The following is a 24,105-nucleotide window of genomic DNA, read 5'->3' as shown; positions in this document are numbered from 1 at the left end:
CAAGCCACCTCACCGGTTCGCCGGGGCAGTGAAGCCGCGTTGGATGTCGACCGGATTCGCGAGGATTTTCCCATCCTTCATCAAACCGTCTACGGTAAGCCGCTCGTTTACCTAGACAACGCAGCCACCACGCAGAAACCGCGGGCGGTGATCGAAACAGTTTCCAAGTTTTACGAGCAGGTCAACGCCAACATTCACCGCGGGCTCCATTACCTTTCGGAGAAGGCGACCGAGCGGTACGAGGCTGTGCGGCAACAGGTGCAGCGGTTCATCGGTGCGGAGGACGCGAGCGAGATCGTGTTCACGCGCGGCACCACCGAGGCGATCAATTTAGTGGCTGCGAGCCTCGGCAAGCTCCTGCTGCGCCCCGGTGATGAAATCGTGCTCACAACGTTAGAGCACCATTCCAACATCGTGCCGTGGCAACTCGTCTGCGCCGCGACTGGGGCGAAAATCCAGGTTGTTCCGGTCGATGATGCGGGGGATCTTTGCCTCGAGGCCTACGAGCGACTGCTCGGGCCGAGAACGAAAATCGTCTCGGTCGCACACGTTTCCAACGCGCTGGGGACTGTAAACCCAATTCGGGAGATCGTGCGCTCCGCAAAGGAGGTGGGCGCGAAAGTCGTTGTGGACGGAGCGCAAGCGGTGTCGCACTTGCCAGTGAACGTCAGCGAGCTCGGGTGTGATTTCTATGCCTTCTCTGGCCACAAGCTGTTCGGGCCCACTGGGGTCGGCGTGTTGTGGGGACGGGCAGAGCTGCTGGACGCCATGCCTCCTTACCAAGGGGGTGGCGAAATGATCCGAACCGTGACTTTTGAGGAGTCTACCTGGGCCAAGATTCCCCACAAATTCGAGGCTGGAACGCCACCCATTGCCGAGGTGGTTGGCCTCGGAGCGGCGATCGCTTACGTCCAGCAAATTGGGTTTGCCGCCATTCACCGGCACGAACGCGAACTCTTGCAGTGTGCAACTCGTGCCCTGGAGGCGGTTCCAGGAGTCCGCATTCTTGGCACGCCGCGTGACAAAGCTGCCGTGATTTCGTTTACGTTGGACGGAGTTCACCCGCACGACATTGGGACGATCTTGGATCGGGAGGGAATTGCCATTCGAGCTGGCCATCATTGCGCCCAGCCACTCATGCGGCGTTTTGGCCTGGCTGCAACTGCCCGGGCTTCGTTCGCCTTCTACAACACGTTGGCCGAGGCAGAGGCGCTTGCTGCTGCGGTGGAAAAAGTGCGCGAGGTGTTTGCATGAAGGTCGCCCCAGAGCTTCGCGAGCTGTATCAAGAGATGATCGTGGACCATGGCCGGCGGCCGAGAAACTTTCGCCGACTGGAAAATGCATCGTGCCGGGCCGAAGGGTTCAACCCACTCTGTGGGGACCGAGTTACCGTCTACCTAGCGTGCGACAACGGCACCGTGCGCGACGCCGCATTTGAGGGACAAGGTTGTGCCATTTCGATGGCTTCCGCTTCGATGATGACAGAAGCAATCAAGGGCAAAAGTCGCGCGGAAGTGGAGCGGATGTTCGAGGCGTTCCATCGTTTGCTTACTGAAGAGGAAGCGGTGGCAGCACCTGAACTTGGAAAGCTCGAAGTGTTCGCTGGTGTTCGCGAATTCCCTTCGCGTGTCAAATGCGCAGTGCTGGCCTGGCATACACTGAAGGCCGCCTTGTTCGGAGCGAAGGAGCCAGTATCGACAGAGTGAGGTGACGAGCTCGAACTATGTGGAACAGCGAAGAACTGATCTCCTTGCGGCGCGAAGTCGCGGCTATACAAATCCCCAGTGGAGCACCTCTGACGCTCCCGGCCGGGACCGAGGTCCGCATCACTCAGTCGCTCGGTGGAACATACACCGTGCTCACGCCGTGGGGCTTGGCTCGAGTCGAAGGCAAAGACGCAGATGCGCTTGGCCTACAGCCGGAGCCCAGTTCCACGAATGCCCAAGCTGTCAGCGAACCTACGTCGGCCGAAGAGGTGCAAAAGGCGGTGTGGGAGCAGCTCAAGACCTGTTACGACCCGGAAATTCCGGTGAACATCGTCGACCTCGGTTTGGTGTACTCGTGCCAGGTCAAGCCTCTCGAGGGCGGCGGGTACCGCGTGGAAGTTCGCTTCACCCTAACGGCCCCAGGCTGTGGAATGGGCGACTGGCTGGCTCACGATATCCGTCAGAAAGTGGAAAGCATCCCCGGCGTCAAAGAGGCAGACGTGCAGGTAGTTTTCGATCCGCCCTGGCACCACGACATGATGTCGGATGCGGCCAAACTCGAGTTAGGCTGGTTCTGATCTCTGATTCGAGTTTACAGCCCTTCGGCCAGCATTGCGGTGCTGAACTTTGGCAGCACCCGGAACCTTGAATTTGGGCGAGCAACCTGCATGCAGATGCGTCCTTTATGTGAGGTCACCAGAAAGTCCCGTCGCCTAACAGATGAGGTGGTTTCGTAGGCCTATAGTAGCTTGCTCCCCAACCAAGCCGCTCAGGCGGCATCGCGCAACTGACGCACGGTACTCAGCACAGCGCGGAGTTCCTCGGCGGAGCAGGGTTTGGCCAGCACCGGTTGATCCGGTAGCCGAGCACGCCACCCGCTTCCCCGCCAAAGCCCGCCACTCACAAATACAACGCCGCGAGCCACGTCGGGACGGTGCTCCGCCAACCAACGGTAAACATCCAGCCCGCTGATATCCGGCAAACGAAGGTCGAGGAACACCGCATCCCAGTAACGACTCGCGCAGCGGTCGATCGCTTCCTGTCCACTTGCGGCTCGTTCCACTTGCAATCCTTCCCGTTCGAGCATGGAAGCCAAGCCCGTGGCTACAAGGTCATCATCGTCCACCACCAAGGCGTGGCGCACCGGCGTTGGACTGGACGCAACCACGCGCACCGCCGCACTTGCCGGCTGTGCCACAGGGAGCTCCAAGCGAAACGTACTGCCAGAACCTAGCTGGCTATGAACCGTAAGATTCCCCCGGTGTTCGCGGGCGATGGCATAGCTCACCGAAAGGCCCAGGCCCGTGCCCGCCTTTTTCGTGGTGAAAAATGGGTCGAAGATTCGCGGTAACAACTCCGCCGGAATGCCCGTGCCATTATCCTCGACTTCGATGGCTCCGAAATCGCCCGCACGGATAACACGTACAGTAATGTTGCCGCCAGGCTCCTTTCGCAAAGCGTGCAACGCATTTGTGAGCAAGTTCATGAGCACCTGCTGAACCTGTGCTGGGTCAGCCTCCACCTTCAGGCCGTGAGATTGATCTTCCACCCGCATCTCCACGCCCCTGCGCAGACACTCCGGGGCAAACAGCTCCACTGTCGCCTGAGCAAGCTCGCTCAACCGAACGCGTTGGAGTTGGGGCGGCTTCGGTCGCGCAAAGCCGAGGACGGCAGAAACCAACCCTGCCATCCGTCGCGCCTGCCCTTCAATTCGATCGAGCGTTCGCTTGAACAAGGCAGGGTCAGGGGTTGCAGCAGAAAGCGCCATTGAGGTTTGGCTCAGGATGGCGGCCAAAGCGTTGTTCAGCTCATGAGCAAGACCAGCAGCAAGCTCTCCAGCCGCAGCCAACCGGTTGGCGCGCGTGAGCTGCTCCTGGATCTCTTTTTCTGCGCGCACGTCTTCGACAATGGCAACGACGCCTTCGATGTTTCCCTGCGGGTCGACAATACTGTTGGCGTGCAAACGGACAGGCACGAGTGTCCCATTTCCGTCTCGCACCTCAATCTCGCCCCGCCAATGGCGCCGTGACACGATCGACTCATTCAGCGCACTCCAGCCCAGCGCCGGGGGCTGGGCAAAATCGGTGGCGACACGACCACGCACGGCCTCCCAGTCGTAACCGAATACTTGCAGAAATGCGCGATTCGCAAACTGAATCCGACCGCGGTGATCGAGTATCAGCACCCCCTCCCCCGTGCTTTCGACGGCGCGAAGCAAACGGTAGCTCTGCTCGACCAGGCGAGCTCGCTCCAAGGCGAGGGCAAGTTGTGTCCCCAAGCCGTCAGCCAACCGGATTTCGTATTGGGTGAATGGACGTTCGCGAGAGCGCACAAATTGGAGGACCCCATGGAAGTGGTTCTCGACCTTGAGCGGCACTAAAAGGACCGATGTGTCCGCACCTGCTTGGCTCTCAAAACCGATCCGCGCTCCCGCGATGACGCAGTGCCCCAAACTGCGCGCCCATTCGAGGTCCTTGGCGTGCTCGCCGCTGACCTCTCCTCGAAGCTCATCCTTCCCCGCCCCGAGCCCGCTCGCGGCCACTTCCCGATAGGCCCTCGTCTCCTCGTTCCACAGCAGCGCCGTACCGAAGTCAGCGTGCAACAGCTCTCGCCCGACCTCCAAGGCGGTTTCGAGCAGTTCGCGAGGCTCGGCCAATTGCGAGAATGCGTTACTTACACGCAGAAGGGCATGAGTCGTTGCCAGGGCTTGGCGCTCGCGTTCCACCGCACGGCGTGCCCTTTGCGCCTCAACCCGACTTTCGGCTGCATTCGTTGCCAAATGCAGGGCAGCCCATACGAAGGCCGTCACTGTCACCCCGTAAGCAAGGCAATATGCCCAGAAGAACTCCCCGTGCAGCGCCACCAACTCCTCAGCCCGAGCGCCGACCAGCCGGTTCATGGCGGCAAAACTCCCCAAGAACATGCTAGCGAACCCAGCGGCCACCGCTCCGGTAGCTGCGCCAAACATCAGACCGGATATGGCCACTTTGGCCCCAGCGAGCAGGGCAACCGGACTCGCCACTCCTCCCGTCGCAACCCCAATCCACAACAACACCGCCAACGTGGTCAGGATGTCACACGCCACGGTTCTCGGGCCGAACTCGCCGCTGCGGTACCGCAAGCAGGTGAGGACGGATACCCCCAAGTACAACCACAGGAGTGCTTGGCTCACGGCGAAAAAGAGCGGCGGCAGGTATTCGTGGTCCTTACCCACTTGATACAACAGCACTCCGGCAACGATCCCCGCGGCGGCATTGAACGCAAGCAAAGCGCCCGCCGCTGAACGGACCCGTTCCCGTTTTCCCAAAGGGAAGGGCTTGAATAGTCGCCTGCGGGGAGAGGCCATCGGTTAAGAGATTACGCCCAATCGAACTCCCCAAGCAAGCAACGAGTGGGCACGGCTGTGACCGCCGCTACTGCCACACGAACCTTTCTCGCACCACCGCTCTCACACCACCGCGCTGCAGGCTACTTGCAAGCCGCAACCCCTACAACCAAGCCCTGAGCTTCCTTCTTTCTTGCCCAAAACGCCAACACCGCGAGAGCCCCCTCGGTGGAAGACAGATACTTCAGGCGCCCGACCTCGGGGCGACGTCGCCTCTATCCAATCTTCCCCAACGGCGCAGGCACGCGCAGAGCTCGCCACCTCACACTCCCTCCGTGTTGCAACGAATTCCGCACGAAGGTACGGGCAAGGCCAAGCGCTTCAGGAGGAAGATTCATGATCGAGTGGAGCGAGCAGCACCGCATGATCCAGGACATGATGCGGCGATTTATCGAGGCCGAGGTTCTTCCCAACCTCAAAGAGCTCGAGCATGGCGATTTGCCGCCTTACGGCATTATGCGCAAATTGGTGCAGCAATTCGGCATCGCGGAAGCTGCTCGGGCACGTTATGAGGCACAAAAGGCCAAGGCTCTTCGCGGGGAGAGCGGTAGCGAGGATGGCCCACCTAAGGCTGGGCCGCAAGCTGCCGAGGCCATGGCCATGCAAATCATCCCCATAATCGAGCTCAGCAAATATTGTCCAGGCTTAGTCACGGCCATGGGCGTAAGCATGGGTCTGACTGCCGGGGCGATCATGAGCAAAGGAACCTGGGCACAAAAGGATCGCTGGGGATTGCCCCTGCTCACTTTGGAGAAGATCGGGGCTTGGGCAATCACGGAACCCGGCTCCGGATCCGATGCCTTTGGTGGCATGAAGTCCACCGCGCGGCGCGATGGGGATACGTACATCCTGAACGGGCAAAAAACCTTCATCACCAACGGCCCCTATGCGGATACCATCGTGTTCATTTGCAAGCTGGACGACGGAGTCACACCGCCCCGCGATCGCAAAATTGTGGCGTTCATCCTCGACCGCGGCATGGAGGGCTTGGAACAATCGAAGCCGCTCAAGAAGATGGGTATGCACTCGTCGCCGACGGGCGAGCTGTTTCTCGACAATGTCCGCGCTGGCAAGGAACGCCTCCTGGGCGAGAGCGAAGATGCTTACGGCGGTAAAAGCGGAGCCAAAGCGACGTTTGGCGCCGAGCGTTCCGGTGTGGTGGCGATGGCGTACGGCATCGTGGAGCGCTGCATCCAACTCTGCACGGAGTACGCGCGCACACGTGTGCAATTCGGGCGGCCGATTGGCGAGTTCCAGCTCATCCAACTCAAGCTCGCCAAAATGTACGTAGCGCGGATGAACATCCGCAACATGCTCTTCCGGCAAATCGAGCTTGCCGCGCAAGGAAAGTCGCTAAGCTTTGCCGAGGCCTCAGCCAACAAACTCTACGCAGCGCAAGCGACGATGGAGGTGACCCTCGAAGCGGTGCAGCTGTTTGGCGGCAACGGCTACATGGCCGAGTTTGGTGTGGAGCAACTCTGCCGCGATGCCAAGGTCTTGCAAATTTATGGCGGCACTGACGAAATCCAAGTGTCGCAAATCGCTCGCTCAATGCTCGCCGGCGAAGCGTGAGGTCCGCCGCGATCTCTCCTAGGGTGAATTGGCTGAGCAGCCGGGGCGGTGCTCGGCAGTGGGGCGAGGCCCCCGGCTAGCTTTCCGAAGCAGCGCATAACACGACGGACGGGAAGAAGTCGATGGCACCAAAGAAGACAAACGCCAAGCGCCCGATCGAATCCTACGAGCAGCGGGACAAGGAGCGCGTTAACAACCTCCGGTTGGGCTGGTGACGCCGAACACCGCCCCCGACGCGGGCCAAAAGAAAAAGCGCTATCAGTACGATCCCCACCTCGACCCGCAACTGGTCTGGGCCGGCAAGACCGAACACACCTCGTTCGAAGTGCCCACCGTCTCGCTGCACGTTCACGAGGGCATCGACCCGCGCATCATCATCGAAGCGGTGCGCAAGAAGAACGGCAACGGCGGCTCGCAGCAGCTCGGGCTCTTCGAGGAAGAGCCCAGGGAACCGCTGCGGCAGGCGATCGAGTTCTATCAGCACAAGCACGGCTGGACCAACCGCCTCATCGCCGGCGATTCGCTGCTGGTGATGAACTCGCTGCTGGAAAAAGAAGGCATGGCGGGCAAGGTGCAGATGATCTACATCGACCCGCCCTACGGCATCAAGTACGGCTCCAACTTCCAGCCCTTCGTCAACAAGCGCGACTTGAAAGACGGCAAGGACGAAGACCTCACCGCCGAGCCGGAGCAGATCCGCGCTTTTCGCGACACCTGGGAGCTGGGCATCCACTCCTACCTCACCTACCTGCGCGACCGGCTGCTCCTGGCGCGGGAGCTGCTCAGCGAGAGCGGCAGCATCTTCGTGCAGATCAGCGATGAGAACGTGCACCACGTGCGTGAGTTGATGGATGAGGTGTTTGGAGCAGCCAACTTCGCTGGCCTGATCACTGCCCGAAAGACGGGGGTCTTGGCTCGGCTGGTCTTACCGCTATTGCTGATTTCATCGTTTGGTGTGCCAAAGATAAAGCCCGGCTGAAGTATAGACAGCTCTATTTAGACAAAACGGATAGCGGCGTCGCAGGGCAGTACCGCTACGCCCGACTTCCAAACGGAAAGGACATCGCAATCGCTGAAGCCCACGAGCTACCAAACTACGCTCGGGTCTTCCAGCCGACCGCCCTGCACACGATGTTCGCTGGTGTGGAATCCTGCCTCTACGATTTCGAGTTGGAGGGTAAGAGGTTTTCGCTGCCGCCGAACCGTCAGTGGTCAACGACGAAACCAAACATGATGCGACTAGCGACCGCGGGGCGGATCTACACCTCCGGGAAGACCCCGCGATTCATCCGTTATCTTGACGATTTTCCAGTAGCATCGATTACGACATTGTGGGCGGATGTCATGGGCTCAGACGACAAGACTTACGTAGTGCAAACGTCATCAAAAATCGTTGAACGCTGCCTCCTCATGACCACTGACCCTGGCGAATTGGTCTTCGACCCGACCTGCGGCAGCGGCACGACCGCTTACGTGGCCGAACAGTGGGGCCGGCGCTGGATCACCTGCGACACCTCGCGCGTGGCGATCACGCTCGCGCGTCAGCGGCTGATGACCGCCGTCTTCGATTACTACGAGCTGGCGCATCCCAAAGAAGGCGTGGGCAGCGGGTTCAAGTACAAGACCGTGCCGCATGTGACGCTCAAGTCCATCGCCAACAATCGGGAGGTCGACGGCATCTATGCCCGCATGCACCCGGCGATCGAGCGGGCGCTTGCCGATCTCAATGCCGCGCTCAGGGGCAAGCCGCTCAAGCTCAAGGTCACGCAGGGCGGCCGCGCCGGGCAGTTCGTGGATTTCTTCGCGCCCGACTCGGCGACCTTCACGATGCCGGGCGGCCAGGTGGTGAAGGTCAACGAACTCGTGGAATGGGAAGTGCCCTTCGAGTTTCCCGCCGACTGGCCGAAGGCGGCGCGCGAGCCCTTCGAGGCTTTCCACGCTGCCCGGCGTGCGATGCAGCAGGAGATGGGCGAGGCCATCGCCCGCCACGCACCGCAGGAGACGCTTTGCGACCAGCCCTACGTGGACCGCAAGAAGGTGCGCGTGACCGGTCCCTTCACGGTGGAGGCGGTGCCGGCGCCGGTTGTCAAGTCGCCGGACGAGATTCTCGAGGACAAGCCCCAGCCGGCGGACGCCTCAATCGCCCGCTCCGGCGCGACGCTGCGGCAGGCCGAATGGCGCGATGAATTGCTCAAGACCGGTATCCGCGGCAAGAACGGGCAGTACATCCGCTTCGCCCGGCTGGAGCCGCTTCCCGGCTGCCGCTGGCTGCATGCCGAGGGCGAAACCAAACCCAACGACGAAGGCGCCGATTTGGTGCGCGAGACTGGGCCGGCGTACAACCCAATGCGCGTGGTCGTCTCCTTCGGCCCGGAGCACGCGCCGCTCGAGCAGCGGCAGGTGGCCCAGGCCATCGAGGAGGCGCAGACGCTGGTACCTAAGCCAAAACTCATCGTCTTCGCCGCCTTCCAGTTCGACCCGGAGGCCGCGAAAGACATCGACGAGACGAACTGGCCGGGGGTGACGCTGCTCAAGGTGCAGATGAACGCCGACCTCTTGACCGACGACCTCAAGAAGAAGCGCGCGAGCAACGAGTCCTTCTGGCTCATCGGCCAGCCGGACGTGCAGGTCGAGCGCATCGCCGAGGGCGAAGACAAGGACAAGCTCCGCGTCTCTGTGCACGGATTCGACTACTACAACACCAAGAGGGGCCAGATCGAATCGGGCGGCGCAGACAGGATCGCGGTCTGGATGCTCGATACCGACTACGACGGGCGCAGCCTCTACCCGCGGCAGGTCTTCTTCCCGATGGCCGGAGACAACGAGGGCTGCGCGCGGCTGGCAAGGAACCTCAAGGCCGAGATCGACGAAGAGCGCATCGAGGCCTACCGCGGCACGGTGTCGCTCCCCTTCGAGCCGGGCGAGCACAAGCGCATCGCGGTCAAGATCGTGGACGACCGGGGGATCGAGAGCCTGAAGGTCATCGCCTTGGATAGGCAAGCCTGATGGACTACGTGCTTACGGAACATGCCCGTGATGCTCTGCAGAAGCGACGCATTCAGACCGTTTGGCTGGAAAAGGCCTTGACCGCGCCGGAGGCGACCGAGGTGGACCCGGTGGACCCGGACCTGGAACATCGCCTTGCGCGCATCGGCGTTCCGCGCGGGTATTGCGGGTGATCGTCAACTGCGAAAAAACGCCGCCGCACGTCGTGACGGCATTCTTCGATCGAAGGAGGACGCTCCCATGAAGCTGAAAGTGGACCAGAAGGCCGATGCCCTGTATCTCACTCTGAGCGAAGCGCCCGCGCACCGTTCGGAGGAAGTTTCGCCCGGCATTATTGTCGACTACGACGATCAGGACCGCGTCGTGGGCATCGAGATGCTCTACCTATCGAAACGCGCTCCCGGGATCGACATCCGGCGGCTGTTGTTCGAATCCGTCCCCGAAGTCGCCTGAAACAGCTAGAGGCTATCGCGGCGCCGCGCACCACCATCGACCGCCTGATTATCAACTCGCCTTACGAGGAGCCGGCACGGCACTGGCGCTACGACCGCGAGACACGCACCTTCGATTTGGTGGAAGGCCGGCGCCCGGCGGGTTATGTGGTGGCGACGCCGGGTTCACGCTCCTTTGATGACCCCGGCATATTCGTCGAGATTCCGCTGGTCAACCAAATCCGTCCACGCGTGAAGGCCTGGCGCAAGAAGGGCTATCCGGATGTCACCAGCATCACCAAGCGTCTACTCGGGCACTGGCGCGATGCGGAGCGCGACCAGCGGTTCTTCTTCTGCCAACTGGAAGCCGTCGAGACGCTCATCTGGCTCACGGAATCGCCGGCCGCCGAGCGGGTCGGCATCGAGATTCCCGGCGACGGCGGGGATTTCGTGCGCCAGTGCTGCAAAATGGCCACCGGCACGGGCAAGACAATCGTGATGGCGATGGTGATCGCCTGGCACATCCTGAACAAAGTCGCTGCACCGCAGGATGCGCGCTTTTCCAAGAACGTGTTGGTGATTGCCCCGGGCCTGACGGTGAAAAAGCGGCTGGAGGTGCTGGAGCCGGCCGCAACCGGCAACTACTACGAGGCCTTCGACATCGTGCCCTCGGCCCTACTCGACAAGCTGCGGCAGGGGAAGGTCTTGTTGCGCAACTGGCACGCGCTCGCGTGGGAGAGCGAGGAGCAGATCAAGAAGCGCAAGAGCGTGGACAAGCGGGGGGCGAAGAGCGACGAGGCCTATACCCGCGAGGTGCTGGGCGAAATGGCCAAAGCCCGCAACATCCTGGTTATCAACGATGAGGCGCACCATGCCTGGCGCGTCAATTGGGAGGCTGAAGGCAAATACCTGCGCCAACGTGACCTCAAGGACAGCGCCGAGGAAGCGACAGTGTGGATCGGTGGCCTAGATCGGCTTCACCGCTCGCGCGGAATCCTCAAGTGCTACGACTTCTCCGCCACACCCTTCACGCCATCGGGCAAGCAAAGCAGCGGCGAGGCGCTTTTTGGCTGGATCGTCAGCGACTTTGGACTGAACGACGCCATCGAATCGGGCTTGGTGAAGACCCGCGCGTCGTGGTGCGCGATGATGCGGGGCCGGATGCGAAGACCTACAAGTCACGCCTCTACCACATCTACAACGACCCGGAGGTCAAGGACGACCTCAACCGTCGCGCCAGCCCCGAAGAACCGCTGCCCGACCTGGTGCTCAACGCTTACTACCTGCTGGGCTACGACTGGAGCGAAACGATGGAGGCATGGCGCGCAGCCGGAATACCCACACCGCCCGTGATGATCACCGTCTGCAACCGCACTGAAACGGCCGCACGCGTGAAGCACGCATTCGATTCGCGGCGCATTCTCATCGACGAGCTGTGCGATCCCGAGCGCATGTTGCATATCGACTCGAAGGTACTCGGTGAGGCCGAGGCGCAAGAAGCGCCGCTTGTCGCTGTGCAAGGTTCAGAAGAAGACAGCGCGGCGGAGGATGAGGTCGTCACCCCGGCGGCGCGCAAGTTGACCAAAGCGGAGCAGGCGGAGCGGCTTCGCCAGATTGTTGACACGGTGGGCAAGGTAGGACAACCCGGGGAGAAGATACAAAACGTCATCTCCGTCGGGATGCTCTCCGAGGGATGGGACGCCAAGACCGTTACCCACATCATGGGACTGCGGGCCTTCACCAGCCAGTTGCTTTGCGAGCAGGTGGTGGGGAGGGGCTTGAGGCGCACCTCCTACGAGGTGAACCCCAAGACGGGGCTGTTCGAGCCGGAGTACGTCAACATCTTCGGCGTACCCTTCACCTTCTTGCCGCACGAAGGCGGGGAAGAAGGTCCACCACCGCCACCAATGCCCAAGACCGCGGTCGAGCCCGATCCTGCGAAGGCAGAGTTCGAAATCTGTTGGCCGAATGTGGTGCGCATCGAGCGCGTGTTTCAGCCCAGGTTAACGCTGGACTGGTCGAACGTGCGTCCGCTGGAACTGGACGCGGCGCAAACGGCGCAGGTAGCCGAACTGGCGCCCATCCTGGAAGGCAAGCCGGACGTGACCAAGATCAATCGCATCGAGCTGGAGCGGCTGGCGCGTGAGATCCGCACCCAGCGCATCATCTTCGAGACCGCGCGCGACGTGTTCGACCAGATGAAGCATACCTGGCGAGGCAGCCGCGAAGTGCTGCTCGCGCAACTGGTGCAGATCGTCGAGCAGTTCATCGCGTCGGACCGCATTGCGATCACGCCGCCGCCCTTCGATCAGGATGAGTTACGCCGACGCCTAATCATCACGCTAGATATGTCCCGGGTCGTCCAACACGTGTGGGAGGCGGTGCGGCAGGAGAACACCGAGCGGCTGGAGCCGGTCTTCGACCACGATCATCCCATCCGTTCAACGGGGGACATGCGCACCTGGTCCACGGGCAAGCCGTGTGAGCGGACGAAGAAATCTCACATCAATTTCTGCGTCTATGACAGCACCTGGGAGGCGTCCGACGCTTTTGTGCTCGATCACAGCCACGTGGTGGCCGCCTGGGTCAAAAACAACCACCTGGGCTTTGAGGTGCTCTACGTGTATCGCGGCGTCGTGCGGAAGTATCGGTCCGATTTCTTGGTGCGGGTCAAGAACGGTGAGTACCTCGTGTTGGAAACGGAGGGTCAGGATACGGAACAGGACGAAGTCAAGCGCCGCTATCTCGACGAGTGGACAAAGGCAGTGAACACCCATGGTGGGTTCGGCCTCTGGCACTGGGCGGTCGCGAAGCATCCTGGCGAGATTCGGGACTTTGTAATGAAATACCAGGAAGCGCGGACGGGAGGCTAAGGACAGCATGCATTGGATGGTGCGAACCGCCGTGGGTGCTCCTGAGCGTACGATGGTGCACGGTTCTTGCCCCTACCGCTTGCGCTCCTCTACGCCGTGTTGGTCGCCAACGAGAACCACGCTGGCGAGGCCGAGAAATAGGCCGGTTCCGACAACGCCAGGGATGGCGCGGATCGCAAGCTCGAGCTGTGGGGGATCATCGATGGGTCCGATGGGACAATCGAGAATGTAGTTTTCTCCGTCGCTCACGTAAGGTCGATTGCCGTCTTGACGCAATAAAGGTTCCTGGCCGAGCAGTTCCCGCAATTTCCTACGGCAAAACGGCCAGGCAAACGGCACGACCTCTACTGGCAACTTTCCGCGCATGCCCAGGCGAGGCACTAATTTGTCTCGTGTGGCGACAATGACCAGCTTGGCGGAGGTCGCCGCAACCACCTTTTCACGGACCAACGCCCCTCCGTAACCCTTAATCAGGTCGAGATTGGGTGCCACCTCGTCGGCACCATCGATGGTCACGTCCACCGACTCCACATCAGCCAAAGTCACGAGCGACAAGCCCACCGATCGGGCTAGTTCGGCAGTGGCCTCGGAGGTGGCCACGCAACTCAGGCGTCGCGTTCGCTCTACGGGCAAGGCGCCCAGAGCACGTACGAATGCAGAAGCTGCCCGGCCAGTTCCTAACCCCACCGTTCCGGCTTGGGGAACAAAGGCCAAGGCACGTTCCGCCAGGGCAGTCAGAATTTGGTCATTGTCGGAGTCTTGCACCGTCAAATCACCCCCAACTTACGCAGTTGTTCTTGCTCCTCTGAGGAGAGGCCCAACAAGCCACCGTAAATCTCGTTGTTATGTTCTCCTAAACGAGGTGCACCCCGGGTAATCCGCCCAGGTGTTTCCGAAAGGCGCGGGTACACCCCCTGCATGCGAATCGTGCCGACCACGCTATCCTCGACCGCCGTAAGGCTTCCCCGGGCACGGTAGTGGGGGTCGGCAAAAATGTCTGCAATCGAGTAAACCCGCGACACCGGAACCTCGGCCGCTACCAAAATTTCCTCGATCTCTGTCGCGGTATGTTGGCCCACCCACTGAGCCACGATGGCATGAATTTCCTCAGCGTGAGCGGCACGATCCTGTAACGTCGCAAAACGCGGATCGTTGACCAGCTCCGGCTGTCCCATCGCTTGCGCTAAGCGACGAAACAGCACGTCACCCGCAGCCACGATGCAAATGAACTGGCCATCTTTCGTCTGCCAATTGTCGAGCGGAGCCGAATTCCGCAGCCGGTTGCCCTCGCGCTCGCGCACCAAGCCCAGCCGGTCGTAGGCAGCAGCCGTGTACTCGAGAACACGGAATACGGATTCGTACAGCGCAAGGTCGATCCATTGCCCCGGGCCGCCACGTTCCCGGTGGAACAGGGCCAACAGGATCCCGAAGGCATTGAACACTCCCGTCAAATAATCGGCCACGAGGATTCCCGGGCGCACAGGCGGATGCTCGGGATACCCAGTGAGGTACAAGAGCCCACCAAAGGCAATTCCGATACGATCCAAGCCCGGCCGGTCTCGATACGGGCCCGTTTGTCCGTACACCGACACACGCGCCAAAATCAGGCGCGGGTTGCGCTCGCGTAGCGTAAGAAAATCCAGCCCCCACCTCTCTAGAGTCCCAGGCTGAAAATTTTCGACAATCACATCGGTGTGAGGAACCAAACGTAAGAACAGCTCTCGTCCCTCCGCTTTGCGCAGGTCCAGCGTGATCGACTTCTTGCAGCGGTTGTCCACCGCCCACCAAAGGGAGTAGTCGCCCTCGAACGGGCCAATCTGCCGTAGGAAGTCCCCACTCCCTGGAAGCTCCACCTTGATCACCTCGGCACCGAACTCGGCGAGCAGCGTTGCTGCAAATGGCGCGGCAATGCGGGTGCCGAGGTCGAGAACTCGAATCCCTGCTAGCGGAAGCTCGTTGCTCACGGTCGCCTCGCGCGGCGGCTGGCTTGCAGGCCCGATAGGGTCCCCTTAAACTCGCTCGCCGTGAGTGCCCCATTCGCGACGGGCGGTGGTACGGTAGTCAACTCGCAACCACCCGAAGACGAGCGCCGACGGCGTCGCCGGGAGACATGGCTGCTCATCGTCGCCGGCTGCTTGTTCGTGGGCCTGGCTTGGTGGGAGGTGTCCCACGATCCGGCGAGGAATGCAGGCCCGATGAGCAACAACGTAGTCTCGTTCTTGCTCATCAACGTCAACCTCTTGCTGCTCATTCTTCTCGTCTTCCTCGTTACACGAAATGTTGCAAAACTCGTTTGGGAGCGACGGCGAGGGATCTTCGGCTCACGCCTGCGCACGCGCCTGGTCTTAGCCTTTGTGGCCTTGACCCTGGCTCCCAGTATCCTGCTGTTTTGGGTGGCGCAAGGTTTCCTCCAACTCGCCTTCCAAACGTGGTTCAACAGTCGCGTGGAGGCAGCGTTACAGGGCTCGGTCAGTATTGCGCAAAGCTACTATCAGTTTGCTGCAAACCAGGCGTTCCGCTTTGCGCGGGAGTTGGGTCGGCAAAGCCAAGCTGCCGGGCTCTTGGCGACGGATCCGACAGCAGCCTTGCAACAATGGGTCGAGGCAAAGCGCGCGGAATATGGACTAGCGCACATAGAGCTGCGCGGCAGCGACCAGCGCCTTCTCGCGCAAGCGAGCGAGGGCGATGCACCGCGTTTACCGGAGGTACCCACCGAGGCCGCACGGAGGGTTGCGCGGGGCAATGACTTTGCCGAGACCCACCGCTGGGGAAAGGCCGACGTGGTGCGGGTAGGGGTACCGATCCACGGCGACGGCGGTCAGGTCATCGGCTCGGTCTGGGTCGCTTACGTTGTCCCTCGCAGCGTGGCGGAAACGGTACGAACGATTGCACGGTCGTTCGAGGAATACCGGCAGCTCAATATCATGCGCCAGCCGGTCAAGAATAGTTACATCCTGACCCTCGCTTTGCTCACCCTGGTGCTCATCTTCTCTGCCACCTGGTTCGGCATTCGCCAAGCACGAAATATCACCCGCCCGCTGTTACAACTCGCGGAGGGAACACGTGAAATTGCGCGCGGCAATTGGAGTTACCGCATCGAGCCAGCCACGGACGAAGAGATTGCGGTGTTGGTGGACTCGTTCAACCAGATGACCAACCAGCTAGAGCGCACCAACTTGGAGCTGGTTGAACGCAGAAACTACGTGGAAAGCCTGCTCGCAAATATTGCCGCGGGTGTGGTTTCCCTCGATCGCGAGGGCCGCATTTCGTCGGTGAATCCTGCCGCGGAGCGGATGCTAGGGATTCGGCTCGCCCAAGTTGCCGGAGCTCGCAGCGAAGAAGTATTCGTTGGAGAGCAATGGACGCCGCTTCTGGAGATGGTGCAAGAGGTGTCCGCATACCCGCAGCGTGACGTCCAACAGCAACTCCGGCTCGCAAGCGGGGAATCTCCTTTGGCCGCCCTCGTCACTGCTCGTTCGTTGGGCGACGCGCAAGGGCGCCCGAACGGCGTGATCCTGTTCTTCGAGGATGTCACCCATCTCTTGCGCGTGCAGCGCATGGAGGCCTGGCGTGAAGTTGCCCGGCGCCTCGCTCATGAGATCAAGAATCCACTTACGCCGATTCAATTATCGGCCCAACGATTGCAGAAGCGCCTCGCCGTGGCGCTCGATGCCGAGGGTCGTGCCATTTTAGACGAGTGCGTGCGGGTGATCGTGACACAGGTGGAGGAGGTCAAGAAACTCGTCGACGAGTTTTCGCGCTTCGCTCGGCTGCCCGCAATTCGCCTGGAGGCCAGCGACTTGAACAAGCTCGTGGAAGAAGCCGTTGCTCTGTTTCGGCAAGCACATCCGGACCTCGAATTTGTGCTCGTCGCGGATCCTCTCTTGCCTCCGCTCGATCTCGACCGCGAAACGCTGAAGCGCGCACTCGTGAATCTCTTGGATAACGCCGTGGCCGCATGCCAGGCGGTAGATGGCGAGGCCAAGGTTACCGTGAGCACCTTGTGGCTCGGGGAGTTGCAGACAGTGCGCCTTGAAGTTGCCGATACGGGCTGCGGAATGAGCGCGGAGGTCAAAGCGCGGCTATTCGAGCCATATTTCTCGACCAAAAAGGATGGGACGGGATTGGGCCTAGCGATCGTTTCCTCGATTCTTTCCGAGCACCAGGCGTATATCCGCGTCTTTGACAATGTTCCCCGCGGAACGCGATTCGTGATCGACTTTCCGGTACGGGCCTCGGATCGGGCGCAGGCGGTACGCGTTCGGCTCGCCCAGAGCTGACCGTGCAGCATTGGACTGCAGGCTGCGTCTCTGCACAAGCGGTGCTGGGAGGTAGCAAGGCTATGAGCAACCATGCTATCGCGGTGTGTGGCCGTCCGTTCTAGGGCGTGTGAGAAGTTCGGGAGGAGGTTGTCTATCGATGGCAACGGTTTTGGTGGTGGATGACGAGCCTGAAATTCGGGCTACGTTGAGGGGCATCCTTGTCGAGGAGGGATTGAACGTCGTCGAAGCCGAGGACGGGAAATCCGCACTCACCGCCATTCGAAAGACGGCGCCGGACCTGGTGATTGTCGATGTCTGGATGCCGGAAATGGATGGCTTGGAATTCCTCCGCGCCTTGAATGCGGCGCCAGATGTGCCCCACCGCCCCGCTGTCGTCATGATTTCCGGACACGGGAACATCGAAACCGCCGTCAAGGCAACGAAACTCGGAGCCGTCGACTTTGTCGAAAAGCCGTTTTCTCTCGACGGGTTCCTCTCGACAATTGAGCGCGCCCTCCAGCACCAACGAGAGCACAGAGATGCTGGTTCCCCCCGCGCGCTTGGATCGGGGCAAATTCCAGACGCGGTTGCCGCGAACCGTGCATGGCGGCAGGGACAACAGACCGCGCAGCGAACCGTAGCGCGCAGCGTGGTGCACACGGGAACCGGGCTACATAGCGGTGCGAAAACTGGCCTCATTTTACAGCCTCTTCCAGCGGGATCGGGAATTGTGTTTTCCAACCTGTCGGCCGAGGCGACCGTTCCCGCGCATTTGGACTATGTTGATTCCACGGGTTACGCGACCACGCTACACCGCCACGGCGTCACCATCCGCACGGTGGAGCACCTCCTCGCCGCGCTCCACGCTTATCGGGTCACCAATTTGTTGGTGAAGGTCCAAGGGGAGGTGCCGATCTTGGATGGGTCTGCCATTGGCTTTTGCCACCTGCTGGAGAGCGCCGGGACGTTGGAGCAGGACGAGCCCGCAGAGGAGATCGTGATCGATGACACGATCGAAGTGCGCCGCGAAGCCAACGAGTGGATACGCATTGAACCCTTCGACGGCTTTGCGATCAGTTACTTGCTCGAGTATCCGCCGCCAGTGGGCCAGCAGCTGTACCACTACGTATACCACGGGCCGGCATCCTTCCGTGATGAAATTGCGCCGGCGCGCACCTTCGGCTTCGTGCGGGACCTTGCCCAAATGGCGGCGATGGGGCTGGCGTCGGGTGGCCGCCTGGATAATTGCATTCTCATCGACGACGAGAAGGTCGTCAACACAACTCTACGCTTCCCAGACGAGCTCGCCCGCCACAAGATCCTCGACATTATGGGCGACATGTATTTACTAGGCCGACCGCTGCGAGGCAAAATCACGGCACGGCGGACGGGTCATTCGGAGAACATCGCGCTGCTCCGCGAGATCCAGCGGCGCTATTTGGCATCGGGGGCGCAATAGCCGGGCCGTTGGCCTTGGCGTTCTCAGGGTCAAGTTCTAACGAAGATCGACACTCGACCGTCAACGCTGCACGACGGCAACACCCACACGATGGTGGCTGCGACGTAAGTCCTGAGCCACCTTGTGAGCTTCGCGCGGGTCAGCAAAGCCACCCACAGTTACCTGGTACAAAGCGCCACGCTTACGCCGCCGCCGCTCCAAGCGTACGGAGTACCCCCGTTGCTTGAGCGAAGCACTCACCTTGCGCGCCGCGTCGTAGTTGCGGAAGCTGCCCAAACGAACCGCATAACGGCCACGAACGCCAGGTTGATCGGCCTCATCTCCTCCGTCTACCGCTTCTGCGCCAGTTTGAGCCGTCTGCAAGGCACGAGGATGCACCTGAGGCCATGGATCATGCTCGAACACAGCGGCCAACAGCTTCTTAATGTCGCCCCAAAGGTCGGTCGCACCGAGCACAGCAAATGTCACTCGTTGGCCGTTCCACTGCGCAGCTCCGACAAAACAGCGCTTGGCCGCGCGTGTGTAGCCGGTTTTGCCTACCACCTCGATCGGATATTCCCCGAGCAACCGGTTATGATTGCGCAGAGCAATCGGGCGTGTGCCGCCACTTTCCGGGCGAATTTGGCCTGAACGGGTCGAGACAACCTCCATAAACACCGGGTGCCGAATTGCGTAACGAAAGATCGTGGCGAGGTCGCGTGCGGTAGAGTAGTGATCGTCGGCAGGCAATCCGTTGGGGTTGACGAAGTTCGTTCGTTCCGCCCCTAACCGGCGGGCGAGCGCGTTCATTTGCCGCGCAAAAGCCGGAACCGATCCAGCTAAGCCCTCCGCAATCACAATGCTGGCATCGTTCGCGGAGTTCAACATCACGGCGTAGACGAGATCCCGCAGGCGCAGGGTCATGCCAGGTCTCAGCCCGATTTTCGACGGTGGTGCCTGGGCTGCGGTGTTTGACACCACAAACGGCTCGGTCAATCGTCCACTTTGCAACGCCAACAAGGCGGTGACCACTTTCGTCGTACTCGCTGGAGGCAAAGGTTCATCGGGATTGTGGCTCCACAATACGGCTCCGCTCTCTGCGTCCATCACAATAGCGGAACGTGCTGTGAGAGAAGTGACCCGAGCTACCGGCGCCGCTTGAGCCAAGAGCGGAAGGACCATGCACCCTGCAGCCAAGGTCAGCACGATGATGCTTTTCTTCTTCCTCATCGCCACACCTCCGACGAATTTCCGCCATCCACTCCCAAGCACAACATGCTTGCAACGGGCCCGCCTTGTCAACCGCAAACCGCACAGGATGCCCCGCTTCTCGCAGTCGCCCTTGCAGCGGTCAGGACTCTTCCAATGCCAACCGCACCTCCGCCGTTTGTGCCATCATGTTGCGGAAAAAGAATACGCTGATCACAAGCGGCAGCAAGTAATAGGCAACGCGAAACAGGAGGACCGCAACAACGGCCGCCTCGAAGGGTACTCCCAAACTCGCGAAAATTGCCGCCATCGATCCCTCCATCACGCCGAGGCCGCCCGGAATCAGAGAAATCAAGGACAACACGATGCCAACAGCAAACCCGACGACCACGAACGTGATCGGAACCGAGACGCCAACACACAAAAAGGCCGTAGACAAAATGTATAAGGTTCCCAACCAGTCCACCACGATCCAAAATACCGGCCCGATCATGTGACGTTTTCGTGACAGCAGAAAATCAATGCCGCGATCCAAATTCCGCTGAAAGCGCCAAATGCGCACGCGGCGCGGCTTATGGCGTGGCGCTACGTGCCGTAAAATCCAATCACCCAGTTCGGAGAGCACGAACAACGTTCGCCGCCGAAGTTGCCGGTGGAGCAGAAGAAAAAGAGCAATGATCATCACAACGCCGAAAAGCACGAGTAGGGCCGCGATCACCGCCAAGGTGACTCCTTGCAGCTCGTGCGTGCGCAACAAGTAGTAAACCCCTCCTACGACAAAGAACAACAACACCAGGTTGGTGACAAAGGTTTGCACTAAAGAGACGGTTACGGCTGTGCCGGAGCGCATCCCCATGCGCAGAAAAAAGAACATCCGAACAGCAAAGCCACTGAGGCCGCCCGTGGTAATCACGTAATTGACGGAATTGGCCACGAACGTAATTTTCACCATCTCCCAATACGGCACGTGACATCCGGCTGCGCGTGCGATTCCTTGATACGAGCGCGCCATCGCCGCATAGCTGAGCAGGGAACAGACCACCGGCAAAAGCAGAGCCTTCAAATTCAAGCCGGCGGCAACGCGCCATAGTTCCCGCGCGTCCGAGAACACGAACAGAGCGACGAGCGCCGCTAAACCAGCAACCAGGAGCCAAGAAATCCATTGAGGCCTCCCAGTCAGGCGCTCTGTCAGCTCGGCTTCGAAGGCATCTCCACTGCGCAAGTGTTTATCGGCCATGCATTCGCCTACGGAGAGCTGAGCGCAAATAGTGGGGTCCTACGGTGCCGTCAAGCGGGCATTGCCGGCTTGTTCCACTCAACAGAGCCAGCTAAACGCTCCTCGCCGCTGATCCCATCATGTTCGTGATTGCCAACCTGATTCGTGCACTCGCTCAAGTGCTGGACCTGCTGTTGCACCTCTACTCCATCATTTTGATCGTCAGGGTCATTGTGACCTGGGTCAATGCTGATCCCTTCAATCCCATTGTTCGCTTTCTCTACCAGTCAACCGAGCCCGTGTTGCAACGCGTGAGGCGCACTCTGCCTGTCACGTATGGGGGCTTTGATCTTTCGCCGTTGGTCGTGTTGTTGGGCATTTTTTTCCTGCAGGCCTTCCTGGTCTCCAGCCTGTACGACGTCGCACGGCGGCTGTAGTCGGAGTGTTGGCGGCGACGCTCGGTTGACACGGTCTGCACGCGTGGTTAGTTCGGCGACTCGTCACTACCTCAGCCGAAGGAGGGTTTCCGTGCCGATTTACGAGTATCTGTGCCCAAAATGTGGGGAATTTGAAGTTACGCAACGCATCACGGATGACCCCTTAAAGCGCTGCCCAAGGTGTCGAAGCAAGGTGCAGAAGCTGATTTCGGCAAGCTCCTTCCAACTGAAAGGCTCGGGTTGGTACCTGACGGACTACGCCCGCGCAGGGAGCAATCAAACGAAAAGCGACGGCTCCGAGAAAGCTGGCGAAATAAAGTCGTCATCTGCGGAGACGTCCAGCAGTAAAGCGAGCGATCAACCGGCCGCCTGACACGCGTTGCACCTTGGCTCCTTCCGGCGCTCCGCGTGGGGCGTGAGAGCGTGTGCACGGCCCGCTCGCTAGGCTGCATCACGCTTTCTGGGCCAGCCCTGCCACCGGCCATGGGTGCGTCCACGCGCCCGTCGAGCTAGAAGTGTGCGCAGTTGGGCCGCAAAGCCGAGCTCAGGCTGCGGGGAACGACGCGAGATGCGCCGTGTTTCCTTTGCCTTAGGGCTCCTCCCACTACCTGGAAGTGGCTTGCGACTGCCCCCGCGGCGGGTTCTCCAGCGCCTTGACGCGACTTGGGTGCCGCAGCTTGCGCAACGCTTTAGCCTCGATTTGCCGAATCCTTTCCCGCGTCACTGCAAAGCGCTGCCCGACCTCTTCCAGAGTGTAGTCGGATTTTTCTCCGATGCCGAACCGCATCCGGAGAATTTGTTCCTCCCGTGGTGTTAGCGTCGCCAACACTCGGCGGGTTTGTTCCTCCAAGTTCGAATACACCGCCGCGTCCGCCGGGGAGATCGTTTGTTGGTCCTCCACGAAGTCGCCAAGCGAGCTTTCGTCCTCGTCCCCGATCGGGGTCTCCAGCGACACCGGCTCTTTAACGATGCGGAGCACCTTGCGGACTTTATCGAGCGGCATTTCCATTTTTTCCGCAATTTCCTCGGGAGTCGGTTCGCGGCCCAACTGGTGGATCAGGTAACGTGAGGAGCGAACAACTTTGTTAATCGTTTCGATCATGTGGACCGGGATGCGAATCGTTCGGGCCTGATCCGCAATTGCCCGGCTCACGGACTGCCGGATCCACCAGGTGGCGTACGTCGAGAACTTGTAGCCACGCTGATACTCGAACTTTTCCACCGCGCGCATGAGACCGATGTTCCCTTCCTGCACGAGGTCGAGAAAACCGAGCCCGCGGTTCGTATACCGCTTCGCAATGCTGACGACCAAGCGGAGGTTGGCCTCGATGAGTTTCCGCTTTCCTTCCTTGGCCTTGTACTCGCCCGCGGAAATCACGCGCAACGCTTCTCCAAGCGCCTCCGGTTCCATCCCGACTCGGTCCGTCACCTCGCGAATTTTCTTGCGCGCAGTGCGGATGGCTTCGGCTGCTTGGCGGACCTCTTCGGCAGAACGGCGGCTCCTTCGCTCTCCTGCGTCGCCTTCGATACCGAGCCCTCGCGCCGCTAACCGCAGAATTTCTGCCGCTCGCTGGCCAAAGCGCTGCTCGTACTGCCGGATCGTTCGTTCGTTGTCTTGAATGGTGTCATGGGCTTTGCGCAGTTCCTCGATGATTTTCGTGAAATGTCGACGGCCGATTTCCAGCTCCTCCAGAGCTTTGCGCAGGCGTCGCTCTGCTTCCCGCAGGCGCCGCTCGGCTGCCGCCTGAGCACGGCGCTCCTGCCGTCGTGCCACTTCCTTGGCCGCAGCGTCTCGAGCCTCTGCCGAGCGGCGAAAGCGCTCAAGCTTCTTCAAAATGGCGCCGTCCGGCTCCCGCTCGGCTGTGTCTTCCTCTTCCTCTTCACCGTCGACCGGCTCGACTTCCAACGACTGCTCTTGCTCCTCGTCGAGCAGGGCACGTTCAGAAATTTCTCCGTTCCGAATCCGCTCCTCCAGCTCGAGGACGTACCGAACGGTGAACGGCAAGGCGAGCACCTGGTTGCGGACTTCGTTCTCGCCCGCTTCGATTTGTTTTGCGATCTCCACTTCCTGCTCGCGCGTCAGCAGAGGAACGGACCCCATTTCTTGCAGGTACATCCGCACTGGGTCCGAGGTGTCTTCTAAAGCCGGTTTTTCTTCGACTTCCTCGTCCGCCGTCCAGTCTTCTTTGTCGTCCTTCAAACCGGCATCCAGGGCCTCGTCCGCATCGACCTCGATATCGCCGAGTACGCTGAGCGCACCCTCGTAATCATCTGCTTCATCGGGAGCCAACTCTCCCTCGAGTTCTCCCTGCGGAGGCCCCGAAACAGGCCCTTTCGCCGAGGACCGCACATCAGCCTTTTGCGATCTTTCGCCCTTTCCCCGCTTCTTCCCGACTTGCCGCTTGCCCTTCACCCCGAGCTGCTCCCTTGCCTGCATACTTGTCCCTCACCCGCCGGCAACACGAAGTTTAACGTCGCTGCCAGTCGCTGCGTTAGGTACTGGCACGAGCGCGCACAACCGCTCTGCATCGTTCGACCCCCGGTTGTGGCCACTCGAGAGAATCGCACCT

At 60.6% G+C, this 24,105-nt stretch carries 18 protein-coding genes and 1 pseudogene; 13 read left to right on the top strand and 6 right to left on the bottom strand.

What is annotated here, in order from left to right:
• Positions 1 to 39: 39 nt before the first annotated feature.
• From N3C12_08195 to sufT, 3 genes are read left to right on the top strand one after another with little or no spacing between them, the layout of a single operon-like run.
• On the top strand, positions 40 to 1,254 hold the full coding sequence (locus N3C12_08195) for a cysteine desulfurase (GenBank protein ID MCX8072416.1): 1,215 nt from the start codon (positions 40 to 42) through the stop codon (positions 1,252 to 1,254).
• Positions 1,251 to 1,706 carry an SUF system NifU family Fe-S cluster assembly protein gene (locus N3C12_08190; protein ID MCX8072415.1) on the top strand — a complete coding sequence of 152 codons (456 nt, stop codon included), beginning with the start codon at positions 1,251 to 1,253 and terminating at the stop codon, positions 1,704 to 1,706. Before N3C12_08195 ends, N3C12_08190 begins: the two co-directional genes overlap by 4 nt.
• A gap of 17 nt (positions 1,707 to 1,723) precedes the next feature.
• A complete protein-coding gene (gene sufT, locus N3C12_08185; protein ID MCX8072414.1) occupies positions 1,724 to 2,284 on the top strand; it encodes a putative Fe-S cluster assembly protein SufT in 561 nt (186 codons plus the stop codon).
• Positions 2,285 to 2,475: 191 nt separating this feature from the next.
• Here the strand turns inward: sufT and N3C12_08180 are convergent, their stop codons facing one another.
• Positions 2,476 to 4,974, bottom strand: coding sequence for an ATP-binding protein (locus N3C12_08180; GenBank protein ID MCX8072413.1), 2,499 nt, complete (start codon positions 4,972 to 4,974; stop codon positions 2,476 to 2,478).
• Between the two features lie 453 nt (positions 4,975 to 5,427).
• Here N3C12_08180 and N3C12_08175 point away from each other — a divergent pair, with 453 nt between their 5' ends.
• The 6 genes and pseudogenes from N3C12_08175 (at position 5,428) to N3C12_08150 (ending at position 12,973) form a co-directional block, all read left to right on the top strand.
• The gene (locus N3C12_08175; protein MCX8072412.1) at positions 5,428 to 6,663 is read left to right on the top strand and encodes an acyl-CoA dehydrogenase family protein; all 1,236 of its coding nucleotides are present in this window, start codon (positions 5,428 to 5,430) and stop codon (positions 6,661 to 6,663) included.
• Positions 6,664 to 6,874: 211 nt separating this feature from the next.
• Entirely contained in the window at positions 6,875 to 7,642 is a 768-nt protein-coding gene (locus tag N3C12_08170) for a site-specific DNA-methyltransferase (protein ID MCX8072411.1), read from the top strand.
• The gene (locus tag N3C12_08165) at positions 7,639 to 9,669 is read left to right on the top strand and encodes a site-specific DNA-methyltransferase (GenBank protein MCX8072410.1); all 2,031 of its coding nucleotides are present in this window, start codon (positions 7,639 to 7,641) and stop codon (positions 9,667 to 9,669) included. The genes N3C12_08170 and N3C12_08165 overlap by 4 nt, the downstream gene beginning before the upstream one ends.
• Positions 9,669 to 9,842 carry a DUF4258 domain-containing protein gene (locus N3C12_08160; GenBank protein MCX8072409.1) on the top strand — a complete coding sequence of 58 codons (174 nt, stop codon included), beginning with the start codon at positions 9,669 to 9,671 and terminating at the stop codon, positions 9,840 to 9,842. The genes N3C12_08165 and N3C12_08160 overlap by 1 nt, the downstream gene beginning before the upstream one ends.
• A 67-nt stretch (positions 9,843 to 9,909) precedes the next feature.
• On the top strand, positions 9,910 to 10,122 hold the full coding sequence (locus N3C12_08155; GenBank protein ID MCX8072408.1) for a DUF2283 domain-containing protein: 213 nt from the start codon (positions 9,910 to 9,912) through the stop codon (positions 10,120 to 10,122).
• A gap of 14 nt (positions 10,123 to 10,136) precedes the next feature.
• A pseudogene (locus tag N3C12_08150) lies at positions 10,137 to 12,973 on the top strand (DEAD/DEAH box helicase family protein).
• A 72-nt stretch (positions 12,974 to 13,045) separates the two neighbouring features.
• Here N3C12_08150 and rpiA read toward each other — a convergent pair.
• The gene (rpiA, locus tag N3C12_08145; GenBank protein ID MCX8072407.1) at positions 13,046 to 13,738 is read right to left on the bottom strand and encodes a ribose-5-phosphate isomerase RpiA; all 693 of its coding nucleotides are present in this window, start codon (positions 13,736 to 13,738) and stop codon (positions 13,046 to 13,048) included.
• Positions 13,739 to 13,740: 2 nt separating this feature from the next.
• Positions 13,741 to 14,937: a CoA transferase gene (locus N3C12_08140; protein ID MCX8072406.1), complete on the bottom strand. Its 1,197-nt coding sequence runs from the start codon at positions 14,935 to 14,937 to the stop codon at positions 13,741 to 13,743.
• Between the two features lie 60 nt (positions 14,938 to 14,997).
• Here N3C12_08140 and N3C12_08135 point away from each other — a divergent pair, with 60 nt between their 5' ends.
• Positions 14,998 to 17,253 carry an ATP-binding protein gene (locus N3C12_08135; protein MCX8072405.1) on the top strand — a complete coding sequence of 752 codons (2,256 nt, stop codon included), beginning with the start codon at positions 14,998 to 15,000 and terminating at the stop codon, positions 17,251 to 17,253.
• Between the two features lie 139 nt (positions 17,254 to 17,392).
• Complete coding sequence (lpxC, locus tag N3C12_08130) at positions 17,393 to 18,694, top strand: UDP-3-O-acyl-N-acetylglucosamine deacetylase (protein MCX8072404.1); 1,302 nt, start codon at positions 17,393 to 17,395, stop codon at positions 18,692 to 18,694.
• A gap of 60 nt (positions 18,695 to 18,754) precedes the next feature.
• On the opposite strand, the gene N3C12_08125 is transcribed toward lpxC, so the two are convergent.
• Entirely contained in the window at positions 18,755 to 19,903 is a 1,149-nt protein-coding gene (locus N3C12_08125) for a D-alanyl-D-alanine carboxypeptidase (protein MCX8072403.1), read from the bottom strand.
• Between the two features lie 121 nt (positions 19,904 to 20,024).
• Positions 20,025 to 21,119 (bottom strand): flippase-like domain-containing protein, encoded by a 1,095-nt coding sequence (locus tag N3C12_08120; GenBank protein MCX8072402.1) that lies wholly within the window; start codon positions 21,117 to 21,119, stop codon positions 20,025 to 20,027.
• 119 nt (positions 21,120 to 21,238) lie between these two features.
• Here N3C12_08120 and N3C12_08115 point away from each other — a divergent pair, with 119 nt between their 5' ends.
• Positions 21,239 to 21,535 (top strand): YggT family protein, encoded by a 297-nt coding sequence (locus N3C12_08115; protein ID MCX8072401.1) that lies wholly within the window; start codon positions 21,239 to 21,241, stop codon positions 21,533 to 21,535.
• On the top strand, positions 21,435 to 21,908 hold the full coding sequence (locus tag N3C12_08110; protein ID MCX8072400.1) for a hypothetical protein: 474 nt from the start codon (positions 21,435 to 21,437) through the stop codon (positions 21,906 to 21,908). Before N3C12_08115 ends, N3C12_08110 begins: the two co-directional genes overlap by 101 nt.
• A 231-nt stretch (positions 21,909 to 22,139) precedes the next feature.
• On the opposite strand, the gene rpoD is transcribed toward N3C12_08110, so the two are convergent.
• Complete coding sequence (gene rpoD / locus N3C12_08105) at positions 22,140 to 23,972, bottom strand: RNA polymerase sigma factor RpoD (protein ID MCX8072399.1); 1,833 nt, start codon at positions 23,970 to 23,972, stop codon at positions 22,140 to 22,142.
• Positions 23,973 to 24,105 lie beyond the last annotated feature (133 nt).

The organism is Candidatus Binatia bacterium (assembly GCA_026415395.1).
Lineage (GTDB): Bacteria > Desulfobacterota > Binatia > HRBIN30 > HRBIN30 > HRBIN30.
This window is presented reverse-complemented; position numbering and strand designations above follow the sequence as displayed.